This window comes from Phenylobacterium sp. (genome assembly GCF_036495085.1).
Lineage (GTDB): Bacteria > Pseudomonadota > Alphaproteobacteria > Caulobacterales > Caulobacteraceae > Phenylobacterium.
This window is the reverse complement of the sequence record NZ_DASXNL010000108.1, coordinates 1-13,854: the sequence shown is the minus strand read 5'-3', so window position 1 is coordinate 13,854 and position 13,854 is coordinate 1. Positions and strand designations below refer to the sequence as shown.

The window sequence follows — 13,854 nt, the reverse complement described above, 5'->3', positions numbered from 1 at the left end:
CTGCAGCCCCTCGACAACCCGTTCGGCCCGAGGTTGTTACCAATGTAGCCGGTACGACCTGTCACCGATGTGTCCATGCTGGACACCGAAATCCATGGCGCACCCGACACGATTCGAACGTGTGACCTTTGCCTTCGGAGGGCAACGCTCTATCCAGCTGAGCTACGGGTGCGTTTGGAGCGGAGGCCTCCTCTAGCCGAAAGGCCGGGCCACCGCAAATGCGGTTACACGCCTTTGACGCTATCCCAAAACGTCTTGGCCTTGCCGGTGAAGGTCGCGTTCTTTGGGTGCTGGGCCTCGGTAGAGAGACCCGCGAACTCGCGCAGCAACTCCTTCTGCCGGGCCGTGAGCTTGGCCGGGGTCTCGATGAACAGCTCGACCACTAGGTCGCCGCGGTCGCGGGAGCGCAGGGACGGCATGCCGCGGCCTTTCAGCCGTACGGTGCGCCCGGTCTGGGCGCCTTCGGGCACCTTGACGGTGAGACGGCAGTTGCCGTCACAGTTCTCTCCGCCCAGGAGACAGGGCGCCTCGATCTCGCCGCCGAGGGCGGCCACCGCCATGGGTACGGGCACGGTGCAGAGCAGATCAAGGCCGTCGCGTTCGAAGAGCTCGTGCGGCTTCACCGAGACAAAGATGTAGAGGTCGCCGCGAGGACCGCCGCGAGAACCGCCGTCGCCCTCTCCGGCGAGCCGAATTCTTGCGCCATCGTCGACGCCCGCAGGTATGCGCACCGAGAGCGTGCGCTCGCGACGCACCTGGCCCATGCCGTGGCAGTCGGCGCAGGGGTCAAGCACCAGACGGCCGGAGCCGCCGCAGCGCGGGCAGGCCCGCTCAATGGAGAAGAATCCCTGAGTTGCGCGCACGCGGCCCTGGCCGCCGCAGGAGTTGCAGGTCGTGGGGCTGGTGCCTGGCTTGGCGCCTGAGCCGGAGCAGGTTTCGCAGTTGAGCGCGGCGGGCACGGTGATCTCGACCTCGGCGCTGGCATAGGCCTGCTCGAGGGTGATCTCGAGGTCGTAACGCAGATCCTGGCCCCTGGCCGGGCCCGAACGCTGTTGGCGGCGGCCTCCGAACATGTCGCCGAAAACGTCGCCGAACACCTCGTTGAAGATATCGCCGACGTCGTGGAACTGGGCTCCGTTCGGTCCCCCGGAGCCGTTCACGCCCGCATGCCCGAAACGGTCATAGGCGGCGCGCTTCTGGGGATCAGAGAGCACCGAATAGGCCTCGTTGATCTCTTTGAAGCGTCCCGAGGCGTCTTCACAGCCCCCGTTCCGGTCCGGGTGGTGCTCCATGGCAAGCTTGCGGAAGGACGCTTTGAGAGCGCCCGCATCGCAGCCCCGCTCCAGGCCAAGGATCTCGTAATAGTCGCGCATCAAACCGTCAGGTGTTTGGTGTGTGGCTGGGAGGGAAGTGGGAAGGCCCCCGTCCGGCTACAAGGCTCAATAGCCGAGCGGACGGGGGCCCCGAGTCGCGCAGAAGCGGCGGCGACGTCCCCAGTGACATTTTCATGGCACTGGGAGCTCTGAGTCGCCATGGGGCAGGTTGTCACGCCGACTTCTTGTGATCGTCGCCGTCGACTTCCTCGAATTCGGCGTCGACCACGTCTTCGCCGCCGGCTGCGTGCGCCGCATCCGCATCGGACGCGGGGCCTTCGCCGGTGTTCTGCTGGGCGTTGTACATCGCCTCGCCCAGCTTCATGGACGCCTGGATCAGCGTCTGGGTCTTGGCCGCGATCACCTCGGAATCGCCACCCTCGACCACGCCCTTCAGGTCGTCGAGCGCCGTCTGTATGGCTGCTCGCTCCGTCTCGCCCACCTTGTCGCCGTGTTCGGCGAGCGCCTTCTCGGTGGAGTGGATCACCGCGTCGGCCTGGTTCTTCGCTTCGACCGCGGCCTTGCGCTTCTCATCCTCGGCCTTGTTCGATTCGGCTTCCTTGACCATGGCGTCGATGTCCGCGTCGGAGAGGCCGCCGTTGGCCTGGATGCGGATCGACTGTTCCTTGTTGGTCGCCTTGTCGCGGGCCTGGACGTTGACGATGCCGTTGGCGTCGATGTCAAAGGTCACTTCGACTTGTGGAACGCCGCGCGGGGCGGGCGGAATGCCGACCAGGTCGAACTGGCCCAGCATCTTGTTGTCCGCCGCCATCGGGCGCTCGCCCTGGAACACCCGAATGGTCACTGCCGACTGGTTGTCATCGGCCGTCGAGAACGTCTGTGAACGCTTGGTCGGGATGGTCGTGTTGCGCTCGATCAGTGGCGTGAAGACGCCGCCAAGGGTCTCGATGCCGAGCGTCAGCGGGGTGACATCCAGCAGCAGCACGTCCTTGACGTCGCCTTGCAGCACCCCGGCCTGAACCGCCGCGCCCAGCGCCACGACTTCGTCGGGGTTGACGCCGGTGTGTGGCTCGCGGCCGAAGAAGGCCTTCACGGTCTCGACGACCTTGGGCATGCGGGTCATGCCGCCGACCAGGATCACTTCGTCGATGTCTGACTTCTTCAGCCCGGCATCCTTCAGCGCCTGCTCGCAGGGACCGACGGTCTTGGCCACCAGGTCTTCGACCAGGGCTTCCAGCTTGGCGCGGGAAAGCTTGATGTTGAGGTGCAGCGGGCCGTTGGCGTTCATCGAGATGAACGGCAGGTTGAGCTCATACTGCGTGGTGAAGGAGAGCTCCTTCTTGGCCTTTTCCGCCTCTTCCTTGAGGCGTTGCAGGGCGAGCTTGTCCTTCCGCAGGTCGACAGAGTTCTCCTTCTTGAACTCGTCGGCCAGGTAGTCGACGATGCGAAGGTCGAAATCCTCGCCTCCGAGGAAGGTGTCGCCGTTGGTCGACTTCACCTCGAAGACGCCGTCGCCGATCTCCAGGATGGATACGTCGAACGTGCCGCCGCCCAGGTCATAGACCGCGATCTTCTTGCCCTCGTTCTTCTCGAGGCCGTAGGCGAGCGCAGCCGCCGTCGGCTCGTTGATGATCCTCAGGACTTCAAGGCCCGCGATCTTGCCGGCGTCCTTGGTCGCCTGGCGCTGGGCGTCGTTGAAGTAGGCCGGGACGGTGATAACCGCCTTTTCGACCTTCTCGCCGAGGTGCTGCTCGGCGGCTTCCTTCATCTTCTGCAGGATGAAGGCTGAGACCTGCTGGGGCGAATAGTCCTTGCCGTGGGCGCGCACCCACGCGTCGCCGTTCGGCCCCTTGACGATCTCGTAGGGCACCATGCCCTTGTCCTTCTCCACCATCGGATCGGTGTACTGGCGGCCGATCAGGCGCTTGATGGCGAAAAGGGTGTTGGATGGGTTTGTCACCGCCTGGCGCTTGGCGGGCTGCCCGACAAGGCGCTCGCCGTCGTCAAGGATGCCCACCACGGACGGCGTCGTGCGCGCGCCTTCGGCGTTCTCGATCACCTTCGGCGTCTTGCCGTCCATGATCGCGACGCACGAATTCGTCGTGCCGAGGTCGATACCGATAATCTTGCTCATTGAGAGTCTAGCTCGCTCCTTGTTGGCGGACGCCGCGCGAAGCCTTCAGCCGAAGCGCTTCTATTTGCAACGTCCCCGGTTCGATCAGGTCTCGCCAGTGTGCGCGGAACAGGTTTCCCCACACGGAACCCGGCGTCGCAAGCCGATATGGGGAAAATAGGCCGGCTCGCAAGGGTGAAAGTCCCCAATCGCGTAAGGGATCGTGACTCAGACACTGCGCCATCCTGACTCAGCTTGGGTATACAAACGCCTAGCAAAGGGCGCCTCGCCCCCGCGGGAAGCGAGGAACGCGTGTTCCACAATCATCGCCTGCTGCTCGATATTGAGCGATGCGAACGGTGTGCCCGAGGCCAAATCGTAGGCGTAAGAAAAGGCGCTATCCCCGGCTCGAAGCTTCGCCAGGGGCAGGAAAACCCCCCGCTGGGCCTGCCAGACATGGGTGAGCTCGTGGACGAAGGTCGCCTGAACCTGAAGGGAAACCAGCTCGGCGCCGAAGTCGAAGAGGGCGTCCGAGGCAGGCCAGACGATCAGCGATGGCCCCGCTACGAACGCGCGCGGCCATACCGGTAGGGCCAGGACCCGGACGTGACCGGCGCGCAGGCCCCTACCGAAGATCTCGCAGGCCAAGCCCGTCTCAGCCCTGGACAGGCGCCGCCAGCTGAGGGGCCGCATCGTCCTGACGCCATCCGGTAGAGCGCGGTCCATCGCTTACGTCGCCACTTTGACTTCCTGCGGCGAGGCGCCGCAGGATCGGCGGCAGGACAACAATCGCATCCTGCGGAGATTTTGCATGGTCACTCTCACTCGCGCCGAAGGCAATTGGGCCGGAGACCTCGACCTGACGCGGCGTTCGATCGCGCTCGCGCTGGCCGGCGGTTACGCCGTCGCAGCCTTCTCTGCCGAGGCCGAGCCAATTCATACCGACGACAAGGGCCTGGTGACCGAGACCGTCGAGATCACCTCGGCTGACCGAAAGATCCCCGGCTTCCTCGCCCGTCCGGAGGGCCGGGGCAAACATCCGGTCGTGTTCGTCAATTCCGAGGTCTTCGGCGTCCATGAATGGGTGAAGGATGTTTGTCGGCGGCTGGCCAAGGCAGGTTACGTGGCCCTCGCCCCGGACCTCTTTGTCCGTGCGGGCGATCCTTCAAAGACCACTGACATGAAGGTGGTCATGGACATCGTGAAGGCGACGCCGGAGGCGCAGGTGACCTCCGACACGGCTGCGAGCCTCAAATACCTGACGGCGCAGTCGTACACGGACATGAAGCGGCTGGGCGTCACCGGCTTCTGCTGGGGCGGTGGGGCGACCTGGCTCTGCTGCGAACGGTTCCCGGAATTCAAGGCGGGCGTCGCCTGGTATGGCCCGCTCAGGGCCGGCCCCTATCCGCGCACGCCGCCGCTGGACCTGGCTAAGGACCTGAAAGCCCCCGTGCTCGGCCTCTATGGCGGCCAGGACAAAGGCATACCGCAGGCCGATATCGACGCCATGCGCGAGGCCGTGAAGGCGGCAGGCAAGCAGGCCGAGATCATCGTCTATCCTGACGCCCAGCACGGTTTCCTCGCCGACTACCGGCCGAGCTACAACGCCGAGGCGTCAGCCGATGCGTGGAAGCGTATGCTGGCGTTCTTCAAGGCGCACGGCGTGGCCTGAGGTCAGCCGCACCGGGCTAATGCGGCGGCTCTTCCGGCGCCGGTGGTGAGATCTGCGGCACTTCACCGGCTTTTTCGGCGGGCGGCTGCGGGGCGACGGGGGGAGTAGCGCCGCCCACGGCGGGCGCGGCGGCGAGCTTCGCAGCCGCCTTGGCTTCCTTGTCGGCCTCCTGCTTGGCCTTTTCCTCCGGCGTCAGCTCGGGCGGCGGAGGCGGGCCCTCGATACGTTCCTGGCTGAGCGGCGTAGCCTCGGTAGCGACGATTGGAGCGGGTCCGCCGGCGTCCTCGGCGGTCCGCTCGCCAGGCATGCGGCCGCGCTGGGGGGCGTTAAGCACCCCCAGGGTGAAGGCGGAAAGCGCGACGAGGGCGATGAGGACGGCGACGACCTGCAGAACGCGTTGGGGCATGGACCACTGCATGGCGCGGACCCTAATCCGCGCGATGCGCCAGCGAAAGCCCGTCGAAAACCACTGCGTAATCGTGCCGCCGGTCGGATCAAAGTAAACGCCCCTTAACCCTCTTGCGGCCAAACAGGGTGGGTCGATTTGTGAGTGGGAGTGGTTCGGGCATGGCGCGGGCGGCGCGGAAGACCGGCATGGCCTTGATTTGGCACATTGCGGGCCTCGCCTGGGCGCATCCCGGGATCGCGCGCTTGCGTGGCGGCGTAGCGGCGGCGGCCGGCGCCGCGCTCGCCGTCGCGTTTGCGACCTACAACGCCGCAGATCCGAGCCTGAACTCCGCCAGCGCCGCTGCGCCGACCAACGCCCTGGGCGCGCCGGGCGCTGCGCTCGCCGACCTCGGCGTCCAGTCGCTCGGTCTTGCGTCGGCCTTGGCGGTGCTGACCATCATCGTCCTGGGCCTGTGCCGCGCGGCTGCATCCGAACCAGCCGCCAGCCGGTGGCACCTTCGCCTGCGCGCTCTGGCGGGAGCGGGCGGAGTGTTCGCTTTGGCCGCGGCGCTGGCCTGGCCTGCGCCGCCGATCGCCTGGCCATTGGCGAAGGGCCTTGGCGGCTTTTGGGGCGATGCGCTGCTGGGCGGCCTGTCGCGGCTCCTGGCATACGTTCATCTGCCGATGGCCCTGCCGATCGCCGCCGTCCTGTTCGCCATCACCGGCCTGACGGCGATGGCCTACGCCATCGGGCTGCGTCCGGCTGAGCTGCGCGGCCTGGGTGAGTGGCTGGCGCTCGCCCTGACGCCAAAACCCACGGCCGTACCGAGGCCGGAGCGGAGCGCGAAGGTGGCGGCCCGCGCGCGCCCAGAGGGCGGCATCCCCGACGCCGCGCTCGAACCGGCTCCCCTCGATCCGGCCCAGGGCCCGAAGGTCAAGGCGCCCAAGGCCTCCTCGAAGGAGTCGCCACGCGAGCAGCGCGAGGCGCAGTCGACCTTCGACTTCGTCCGCCCGGGCGGCTTTCTGCTGCCCGAGCTCGCCATGCTGGCCAAGCCCAAGCCGCGCGCTGCGCAGTTCGACGAGGGCGCGCTTCGGCAGAACGCCCAGCTGCTGGAGAGCGTCCTGGCCGAGTTCGGGGTCCGCGGCCAGGTGGACCAGATCCGCCCTGGGCCGGTGGTCACCCTCTACGAGCTGGTTCCCGCCGCTGGGGTGAAGTCCGCCCGGGTCGTCGCCCTGTCCGACGACATAGCGCGCTCGATGAGCGTGGCGGCCTGCCGCGTTTCAGTGGTGCCGGGCCGCAACGCCATTGGCATCGAACTGCCAAACCAGAAGCGCGAGACGGTCTATCTGCGCGACCTCCTGGCCTCCTCGGAATACGAGCGCGGCGGCCAGACCCTGCCCATGGCGTTGGGCGAGACGATCGGCGGTGAGCCCTACATCGCCGACCTCGCCCGCATGCCGCACCTGCTGATCGCCGGCACCACCGGCTCCGGGAAATCGGTGGGCGTCAACGCCATGATCCTGTCGATCCTGTACCGCCTGCCCCCGGACCAGTGCCGGATGATCATGATCGACCCGAAGATGCTGGAGCTCAGTGTCTACGACGGCATTCCGCATCTGCTCTCGCCGGTGGTGACCGACCCGAAAAAGGCGATCGTCGCGCTGAAGTGGACCGTGCGGGAGATGGAGGACCGCTACCGCCGGATGTCCAAGATCGGCGTACGAAACGTTGCGTCCTACAACGAACGCGCCAAGGAGGCGGCTTCGAAAGGCGAGCATTTCGAGAGGACCGTCCAGACCGGTTTCGACGACACCGGTCGGCCGATCTACGAAAGCGAGAAGATCACGCCCGAGCCGATGCCCTATCTCGTCGTGGTGATCGACGAGGTGGCCGATCTGATGATGGTGGCCGGCAAGGATATCGAAGGCGCCGTCCAACGGCTGGCGCAGATGGCGCGGGCCGCCGGCATCCACCTGATCATGGCGACCCAGCGGCCGTCGGTCGACGTGATCACCGGCACCATCAAGGCCAACTTTCCCACCCGGATTTCCTTCCAGGTCACCTCGAAGATCGACAGCCGCACCATCCTGGGCGAGCAAGGCGCGGAGCAACTGCTGGGGCAGGGCGATCAGCTCTATATGGCCGGCGGCGGCCGCATCACCCGCCTGCATGGGCCGTTCGTCTCCGATGGCGAGGTTGAGGCCGTGGCCAAGTTCCTGCGCGAACAGGGCCAGCCGCAATACCTCGAAGAGGTCACCGCCGGCGGCGAAGAAGACGCCGAGGCCGGCGACTTCGGGTTCGGCGGCGAGAGTGAGAGCAATGACCTCTACGATCGCGCCGTGGCCGTGGTCACGCGGGACGGCAAGGCATCCACCAGCTACATCCAGCGCCGCCTGCAGATCGGTTACAACCGCGCCGCCTCGCTTATGGAGCGGATGGAGCAGGAAGGCGTCGTGGGCGCCGCCAACCACGCCGGCAAGCGCGAGATACTGGTCTCGGCGGCGCCTTAGGGCGCGTTCGCGCGCCGCTCGCCGAACAGAAACCTAATCCCCATCCGCTCCCCCGGACCTTGTTCCCCTCCAGCACCTTTCGCCACGGGTGGAAATGTGCCTGCGTCAGCCTCGAGGATGGTTGGCCACGGCGCTGTACGGATCTGGGATCGTACGGCCGGTCTCCAGTAGGGTCTTCAGGTTCGACAGCACCGCTGGCCAACCGCCCGAAACGTCCCTCAGCGCGTTGTCGCCGAGTTCCGAGTGGGTGACCGTGAGCTTCACCTTTCCGCCGGCGTCCTCGATATCGAAGACGCAGCGATTGGTGGTGTCGGGATTGCCTCGCTCGCCAGGGACCTCCCAGGTCGTGACGAGGCGGCGGGGCGGGTCGGCCTCCAGGACGTCTCCCACCACGTCGGCGGACTTGCCCGGCAGCCGGTGCTCCCAGCGCGAGCCCACCTTCCAGTCGGAGACATTCTCGCGCTCCCAGTAGCTGGCGCTGATCTTGGCGTCGGTCAGCGCTTCCCACACCCTCTCCGGCGTCGAGACGATATAGGTCACGTAGACGTAGGTATGCTTAGCCATCGGCTTCTCCCTCGAGGCGCTGCTTCAGGTTTGCCAGCGCATCCAGGCGCGGGCGTTCGAATTTGGCGATCCAGCGCGCATGGATCTGGTGGATCGGCACGGGGTTCAGGTAGTGCAGCTTCTCGCGGCCCCGCCGCTGGGTGGCGATGAGGTTGGCTGCCTCCAGGATGGCGAGGTGCTGGCTCACCGCTTGGCGGGTCATGTCCAGGCGCGCGGCCAACGCGCCCAGGGTCTGACCCTGATCCCCGTGCAACAGGTCCAGGAGCTGGCGGCGGCTGGCGTCCGCTAGGGCCTTGAAGACCGGGTCCATGTCGTCGGCCATCTCGCAAACATGCAAGTATTTGCTTGCATGTCAAGGTCGGAGGTCCGAACAGGACATTGCGGCGGGCCCGCCACCGCCCTATTGCCGCCTACGCGGCAGTTCACCCTCGCCGCCTGGTTTCCCCGGAGCCGCCGCCGCATGACCTTGAATCGTCGCAGCCTCGCCCTTTCCTTTGGCGCCTTCTGTCTCGGAGCACAGGCGCTTTCCGGCGCAGCGCGGGCGCAGGGCCCGGGCGGCATTTCGGCGGAGGACCAGGTGCTGGTCGATCGCGCCGTCGCCTATCTGCAAGGACTGACCGAGGCTCGCGGCCGCTTTGTGCAGACCGATCCGCGCGGTGCGGTAAGCCAAGGCGAACTCTTCTTGAAACGCCCGGGTAAGGCCCGTTTCGCCTACGATCCGCCGTCCGGCCTGTTGGTGGTGTCCGACGGCGGTACGGTCGCTGTGGCCGACAGCCGATTGAAGACCTTCGATGCCTATCCGCTGGTGGCCACCCCGTTGTCGTTGTTCCTGGCCAAGACCATCCGCCTCGACCGCGGCGTCCAGGTGACCCGCGTGGCCAGGGCCGCGGACGGCTTCACGATTACCGCTCGGGACGGAAAGAAGGAAACCGCCGGCCAGATCGCCTTGACCTTCACCGACAATCCGATCGCCCTGGCGGGCTGGACGGTCACCGACGCCCAGAGCCGCTCAACCCAAGTCCGGCTCCAGGATCTGCAACGCACCTCGGGCTTGGAGCCTTCGCTGTTCGTCCTGAAGGATCCCCGCCCGAAAAACGTTGGCCGCGGCAAGATGTGACGAATTCGTCACGAGCAAGAATTAAGTCTTCACTGCTTGACTTTAATCAGCTCTGTGGCTTTGATGCCACTACGCCATTGGCGCGGCATCCGCGCCGACGGAGTCCGTGCCGGAATCTATCCCCTCCCGGCGGCGGCATGAGAGACCCACTGTAGCGCCCGGGCTTCTCCAACGCCCGGGCGTCTCTTTGTCCCGCAACCTCGATATCTCTGGTCCTTCGCTCACCGCCTCGCTTAAGGAGCGGCATGCGCCTTCGTCTCTGCACCTGGAACGTCAATTCCGTCCGCCTGCGCGCCGAACAGGCTGCCCGCTTCGTCGCCGAACAGGCGCCCGATGTCCTTTGCATGCAGGAGATCAAGTGCCGCGAGGGCGAGTTCCCGCGCCAGGCTTTCGTCGAAATGGGCCTCCCGCACCTTAAGATCGCCGGCCAGAAGGGCTGGCACGGCGTGGCGATCGCCTCGCGCCTGCCGCTGGAGGACGCCCCGCCCCTCGACGTCTGCCGCGAGGGTCACGCTCGCTGCGTTGGAGCGACAGTCGCCGGCGTCCAGATCCACAACTTCTACATTCCTGCGGGCGGCGACATCGCCGATCGCCAGGTCAATCCCAAGTTCGACCACAAGCTCGACTTCTTCGAGAAGCTCACCGCCGAACTGTCGCAGCGCGACCCCAGGACGCCGCTGGCCGTCGTCGGCGACCTCAACGTGGCTCCCGGCGAGAACGACGTCTGGAACCACCGATACATGTCGAAGATCGTCAGCCATACGCCCGTCGAGGTGGAAGCCATGGCGGCCCTGAAAGCGTCGCTCGGCTTCACCGACCTGATCCGAGAAACCCGACCGGAGCCCGAGAAGCTTGCCTCCTGGTGGAGCTACCGCGCCCAGGACTTTCGCGCCTCCAATCGAGGCCTAAGGCTCGACCACATCCTGGTGAGCCCCGGCCTGCGAGACGCCGCGTTGCGCCAGGGCGCGGCCGCAAGCCGGATCCACGACGATGTCCGCGAATGGGAACGCCCTTCGGACCATGCGCCAGTCAGCGCGGATCTGGTGCTTTAGCCGTCGCCTGCCGACCTGTTGCGAAGGCCCGGCCAATCGCCCCGGCCCGCGGTCCATGCGTCCCGGACTTCGCGGCCGGCGTCCAGATGATGAGGCGCTAAGGCGCCAGCCTGTATCCGCCGGCCTCCGTCAGCAGGAGCTTGGCGTTGGTGGGGTCGGTCTCGATTTTCTGGCGCAGGCGGTAGACGTGGGTTTCAAGGGTGTGGGTCGTGACGCCGGCGTTATAGCCCCAGACCTCAGCCAACAGCTCCTCGCGCGACACCGGCTTCTCGCCTGCGCGATAGAGGTATTTCAGGATGTTGGTTTCCTTCTCCGTCAGGCGGATCTTCCGGCTCTGCGGATCGAGCAACATCTTGGCGGCCGGGCGGAATTCGTAGGCGCCCAGGCGGAAGACCGCGCCCTCGGAGTGTTCATAGTCGCGCAACTGCACGCGGATCCGAGCCAGCAGCACCGCGAACTTGTAGGGCTTGGTGATGTAATCGTTGGCGCCGGCGTCGAGGCCTTGGACGGTCTCTTCGTCCTCGCCGGCTGCGGTCAGCATGATGACCGGTGTCGCCACGCCGTTCTGCCGCATCTGGCGGCAGGCCTCGCGGCCATCGAAATCGGGCAGATCGACGTCGAGCAGGATCACGTCGGGGCGGGCCGTCTGCGCCAGGCGAACACCCTCGGCCGCGGTGGCGGCTTCTAGGGCGACGAAATCTTCGGCCTGGAGCTGTTCGGCGACCGCCCCGCGAAGGTCCGCGTCATCATCGACGATGAGGAGGGTCTTGCGTTGAGCCATGATGGGAGGACCATGCACCTGATCTGGGCCGGCTCGCAAAGAGATTTGGGGCCGGGCCTGTTGGGGTGCCGCCGATGAACTTCACCGCAACCGCCGACGGATGGCTCAACCTGGGGAATCGCCAGGCCCGTTGCGCGCTCGGCAAGAGCGGTGTGAAGCCTGCGTCCGAGAAGCGCGAGGGCGATTTTGCGTCGCCCGCCGGCGTTTGGCCGATTCGGCGCGTGCTCTATCGTCCGGACCGCGGACCCGCGCCTCGGACGGCCGTTCCGACCAGGGCCCTGGAGCCAGACGATGGTTGGTGCGACGCCCCCGACGATGAAAACTACAATCGCCCGATCAAGCTGCCGCATCCGGCGAGCTTCGAGCGCATGTGGCGCGACGACAGCCTCTATGACCTGGTCGTTGTGCTGGGCCACAACGACGACCCCCCAAGGCCGCACTTGGGATCATGCATTTTCCTGCACATAGCCCGAGAGGGCTACGCGCCTACCGAGGGCTGCGTGGCGTTGACACGGGCCGACCTGGAGGAGCTCCTTGCCCAGGCGAAGCCCGGCGACGCCGTGGAAATCCGGGAGGCTTGAGGCCGATGCCATTTTCGACCTGGCTCGCCTTCGCCGTGGCGTCGGCCGCAATGGGCCTGATCCCGGGGCCCGGCGTCACCAGCATCGTGGGCTACGCCCTTAGCTCCGGCCGCCGCGCCGCGCTGGCTTCCGTCGCAGGGATGGCGCTCGGCAACGCCGTCTGCATGATCGTCTCGCTTGCGGGCGCAGGGGCCCTGCTCGCTGCCTCAGCAGTGGCGTTCACGGTCTTGAAGTGGGCCGGCGCGCTCTACCTGATCGCCCTCGGCGTATTGGCGATCGCCCGCAGCAGATCGGGACCCGCCGCACATGCCCCGGCGCCCATCTCGCCCCGGACGGCATTTCTCAGCAATGTCGCGGTCGGAACGTTCCATCCCAAGACCATCGTCTTCTTTGCAGCCTTTGCGCCGCAGTTCATCCGCCCCGAGGCCAGCTATGTGCTGCAAGCTGCGATACTGACCGCCACATTCACCATCGTAGTTGGGGCGACGGACACCGCCTACGCCTTGGCGGCGGCGCGTGCCTCGCATCTGTTGAAGAGCCCCGGCGCGAGGCTCTGGTCGAAGCGCGCCGGCGGTGGCGTGCTGATCGCCGCCGGCGTCGCGACCGCCGCGGTGAGGCGCAGCTGACTAGGACCGCGCCCCGAACACGGCCGAACCAACCCGAACGCTGGTAGCGCCGAAGGCGATGGCGGTCTCGAAGTCATCGCTCATGCCCATGGAGAGCTTCCCGAGCCCGTTGCGCGCGGCGATCTTAGCCAGCAGTGCGAAATGCGGCCCCCCAGGCTCATCCACTGGCGGAATGCACATCAGGCCCTCCGGCGCGAGGTCGTAGGTCGTGCGGACGGCGGCGATGAAGGCGTCGGCCTCGCGCGGCAGCACTCCGGCCTTTTGCGGCTCCTCACCGGTGTTGACCTGGACGTAGAACCGCGGGCGGCGCCCCTGAGCCTGGACCTGCTCTGCCAGGACCCGGGCCAGCTTCTCGCGGTCGAGGGTTTCGATGACGTCGAAGAACGCCACCGCCTCGGCGGCCTTATTGCTCTGTAGTGGTCCAATCAGGTGCAGCGTGATCTCGTCGCGCCGCTCGGCCCAGCGCGCCTGCGCTTCCTGGACCCGGTTTTCTCCGAACACCCTGTGGCCGGCCGCCAGCACGGGAGCGACCGCCTCCCAGGGCTGCATCTTGGAGACAGCCACCAGCGAGACGTCCGCCGGCGCCCGACCGGCCGCTTGCGCTGCATGGGCGATCCGGGTCACGACGTTCGTGTAGGATGCGACGGCGCTGAGAGAGGGGGCGGCCATTTCCGAGGGCTTCTGGACCTTGGCGAGAACCGCTTGGTTCCTACGGCGCCGCGCCGTGGGGCGAAAGGGGGCGCGGAGCGGCGCGCCAGAACGCCTGCCGGCAGTGCTCTTCTTCACCGATCCCGAGCGGACCCCAGATCCCGAAGCGATAGCCCGACGTCTGCCGCGCGGCGCAACGATAGTGCTTCGCTCATTCGGCGCCGCAGGCGCTGAGGCGCAAGGGGCGCGGCTCCTGGCGATCGCCCGCAAGCGGGGCCTGACGCTGTTGATCGGCGCCGACGCCGGGCTCGCGGCGCGACTGGGAGCCGACGGCGTACACCTACCTGAGCGCCTGGCGCATCGCGCGCGCCGATTGAAGGCCGCTCACCCTTGTTGGCTTGTCACCGCCGCAGCCCATTCGAGCCTCGCGGCTCGGCGCGCTCTCGCCCAGGGCGCAGATGCGGCCGT

Annotated in this window: 15 protein-coding genes and 1 tRNA gene; 7 read left to right on the top strand and 9 right to left on the bottom strand. The window is 66.8% G+C overall.

Annotated elements, in window-relative coordinates; translation table 11 throughout:
• Window positions 1-95 precede the first annotated feature (95 nt).
• From VGI62_RS12855 to VGI62_RS12840, 4 genes are all read right to left on the bottom strand, one after another.
• Window positions 96-172 (bottom strand) — tRNA-Arg (locus VGI62_RS12855).
• Window positions 173-224: 52 nt separating this feature from the next.
• Entirely contained in the window at window positions 225-1,373 is a 1,149-nt protein-coding gene (dnaJ, locus tag VGI62_RS12850) for a molecular chaperone DnaJ (RefSeq protein ID WP_331504890.1), read from the bottom strand.
• Window positions 1,374-1,545: 172 nt separating this feature from the next.
• Complete coding sequence (dnaK, locus tag VGI62_RS12845) at window positions 1,546-3,468, bottom strand: molecular chaperone DnaK (RefSeq protein WP_331504889.1); 1,923 nt, start codon at window positions 3,466-3,468, stop codon at window positions 1,546-1,548.
• 207 nt (window positions 3,469-3,675) lie between these two features.
• Window positions 3,676-4,173: a hypothetical protein gene (locus VGI62_RS12840; protein ID WP_331504888.1), complete on the bottom strand. Its 498-nt coding sequence runs from the start codon at window positions 4,171-4,173 to the stop codon at window positions 3,676-3,678.
• Between the two features lie 85 nt (window positions 4,174-4,258).
• On the opposite strand from VGI62_RS12840, the gene VGI62_RS12835 reads away from it, so the two are divergent.
• A complete protein-coding gene (locus tag VGI62_RS12835; protein WP_331504887.1) occupies window positions 4,259-5,119 on the top strand; it encodes a dienelactone hydrolase family protein in 861 nt (286 codons plus the stop codon).
• A 16-nt stretch (window positions 5,120-5,135) separates the two neighbouring features.
• Here the strand turns inward: VGI62_RS12835 and VGI62_RS12830 are convergent, their stop codons facing one another.
• A complete protein-coding gene (locus VGI62_RS12830; RefSeq protein ID WP_331504886.1) occupies window positions 5,136-5,525 on the bottom strand; it encodes a hypothetical protein in 390 nt (129 codons plus the stop codon).
• 161 nt (window positions 5,526-5,686) lie between these two features.
• Here VGI62_RS12830 and VGI62_RS12825 point away from each other — a divergent pair, with 161 nt between their 5' ends.
• Window positions 5,687-8,017 carry an FtsK/SpoIIIE family DNA translocase gene (locus VGI62_RS12825; protein WP_331504885.1) on the top strand — a complete coding sequence of 777 codons (2,331 nt, stop codon included), beginning with the start codon at window positions 5,687-5,689 and terminating at the stop codon, window positions 8,015-8,017.
• Window positions 8,018-8,122: 105 nt separating this feature from the next.
• Here VGI62_RS12825 and VGI62_RS12820 read toward each other — a convergent pair whose 3' ends face one another.
• Together VGI62_RS12820 and VGI62_RS12815 are read right to left on the bottom strand one after the other, a co-directional pair.
• A complete protein-coding gene (locus tag VGI62_RS12820; RefSeq protein WP_331504884.1) occupies window positions 8,123-8,581 on the bottom strand; it encodes an SRPBCC family protein in 459 nt (152 codons plus the stop codon).
• Window positions 8,574-8,903 carry a metalloregulator ArsR/SmtB family transcription factor gene (locus VGI62_RS12815; protein ID WP_331504883.1) on the bottom strand — a complete coding sequence of 110 codons (330 nt, stop codon included), beginning with the start codon at window positions 8,901-8,903 and terminating at the stop codon, window positions 8,574-8,576. Before VGI62_RS12815 ends, VGI62_RS12820 begins: the two co-directional genes overlap by 8 nt.
• A 138-nt stretch (window positions 8,904-9,041) precedes the next feature.
• On the opposite strand from VGI62_RS12815, the gene VGI62_RS12810 reads away from it, so the two are divergent.
• Both VGI62_RS12810 and VGI62_RS12805 read left to right on the top strand, forming a co-directional pair.
• The gene (locus VGI62_RS12810) at window positions 9,042-9,698 is read left to right on the top strand and encodes a LolA family protein (RefSeq protein ID WP_331504882.1); all 657 of its coding nucleotides are present in this window, start codon (window positions 9,042-9,044) and stop codon (window positions 9,696-9,698) included.
• 245 nt (window positions 9,699-9,943) lie between these two features.
• On the top strand, window positions 9,944-10,750 hold the full coding sequence (locus VGI62_RS12805; protein WP_331504881.1) for an exodeoxyribonuclease III: 807 nt from the start codon (window positions 9,944-9,946) through the stop codon (window positions 10,748-10,750).
• 97 nt (window positions 10,751-10,847) lie between these two features.
• On the opposite strand, the gene VGI62_RS12800 is transcribed toward VGI62_RS12805, so the two are convergent.
• Window positions 10,848-11,531 (bottom strand): response regulator transcription factor, encoded by a 684-nt coding sequence (locus tag VGI62_RS12800; protein WP_331504880.1) that lies wholly within the window; start codon window positions 11,529-11,531, stop codon window positions 10,848-10,850.
• 74 nt (window positions 11,532-11,605) lie between these two features.
• Between VGI62_RS12800 and VGI62_RS12795 the strand changes: the two genes are divergently transcribed.
• Window positions 11,606-12,112, top strand: coding sequence for a L,D-transpeptidase family protein (locus VGI62_RS12795; RefSeq protein ID WP_331504879.1), 507 nt, complete (start codon window positions 11,606-11,608; stop codon window positions 12,110-12,112).
• Window positions 12,113-12,117: 5 nt separating this feature from the next.
• Window positions 12,118-12,738: a LysE family translocator gene (locus VGI62_RS12790; RefSeq protein ID WP_331504878.1), complete on the top strand. Its 621-nt coding sequence runs from the start codon at window positions 12,118-12,120 to the stop codon at window positions 12,736-12,738.
• Here VGI62_RS12790 and VGI62_RS12785 read toward each other — a convergent pair whose 3' ends face one another.
• Window positions 12,739-13,407 (bottom strand): YggS family pyridoxal phosphate-dependent enzyme, encoded by a 669-nt coding sequence (locus VGI62_RS12785; RefSeq protein WP_331504877.1) that lies wholly within the window; start codon window positions 13,405-13,407, stop codon window positions 12,739-12,741. It abuts the gene before it with no gap.
• 55 nt (window positions 13,408-13,462) lie between these two features.
• On the opposite strand from VGI62_RS12785, the gene VGI62_RS12780 reads away from it, so the two are divergent.
• The coding region (locus VGI62_RS12780; protein WP_414695689.1) for a thiamine phosphate synthase at window positions 13,463-13,854 on the top strand (392 nt) is incomplete at its 3' end.

Excerpts from the sequence above, each read along its gene's own strand:
- dnaJ (WP_331504890.1), bottom strand. The coding sequence starts at position 1,373 with ATGCGCGACTATTACGAGATCCTTGGCCTGGAGCGGGGCTGCGATGCG.
- dnaK (WP_331504889.1), bottom strand. The coding sequence starts at position 3,468 with ATGAGCAAGATTATCGGTATCGACCTCGGCACGACGAATTCGTGCGTC.
- VGI62_RS12840 (WP_331504888.1), bottom strand. The coding sequence starts at position 4,173 with ATGGACCGCGCTCTACCGGATGGCGTCAGGACGATGCGGCCCCTCAGC.
- VGI62_RS12835 (WP_331504887.1), top strand. The coding sequence starts at position 4,259 with ATGGTCACTCTCACTCGCGCCGAAGGCAATTGGGCCGGAGACCTCGAC.
- VGI62_RS12830 (WP_331504886.1), bottom strand. The coding sequence starts at position 5,525 with ATGCCCCAACGCGTTCTGCAGGTCGTCGCCGTCCTCATCGCCCTCGTC.
- VGI62_RS12825 (WP_331504885.1), top strand. The coding sequence starts at position 5,687 with ATGGCGCGGGCGGCGCGGAAGACCGGCATGGCCTTGATTTGGCACATT.
- VGI62_RS12820 (WP_331504884.1), bottom strand. The coding sequence starts at position 8,581 with ATGGCTAAGCATACCTACGTCTACGTGACCTATATCGTCTCGACGCCG.
- VGI62_RS12815 (WP_331504883.1), bottom strand. The coding sequence starts at position 8,903 with ATGGCCGACGACATGGACCCGGTCTTCAAGGCCCTAGCGGACGCCAGC.
- VGI62_RS12810 (WP_331504882.1), top strand. The coding sequence starts at position 9,042 with ATGACCTTGAATCGTCGCAGCCTCGCCCTTTCCTTTGGCGCCTTCTGT.
- VGI62_RS12805 (WP_331504881.1), top strand. The coding sequence starts at position 9,944 with ATGCGCCTTCGTCTCTGCACCTGGAACGTCAATTCCGTCCGCCTGCGC.
- VGI62_RS12800 (WP_331504880.1), bottom strand. The coding sequence starts at position 11,531 with ATGGCTCAACGCAAGACCCTCCTCATCGTCGATGATGACGCGGACCTT.
- VGI62_RS12795 (WP_331504879.1), top strand. The coding sequence starts at position 11,606 with ATGAACTTCACCGCAACCGCCGACGGATGGCTCAACCTGGGGAATCGC.
- VGI62_RS12790 (WP_331504878.1), top strand. The coding sequence starts at position 12,118 with ATGCCATTTTCGACCTGGCTCGCCTTCGCCGTGGCGTCGGCCGCAATG.
- VGI62_RS12785 (WP_331504877.1), bottom strand. The coding sequence starts at position 13,407 with ATGGCCGCCCCCTCTCTCAGCGCCGTCGCATCCTACACGAACGTCGTG.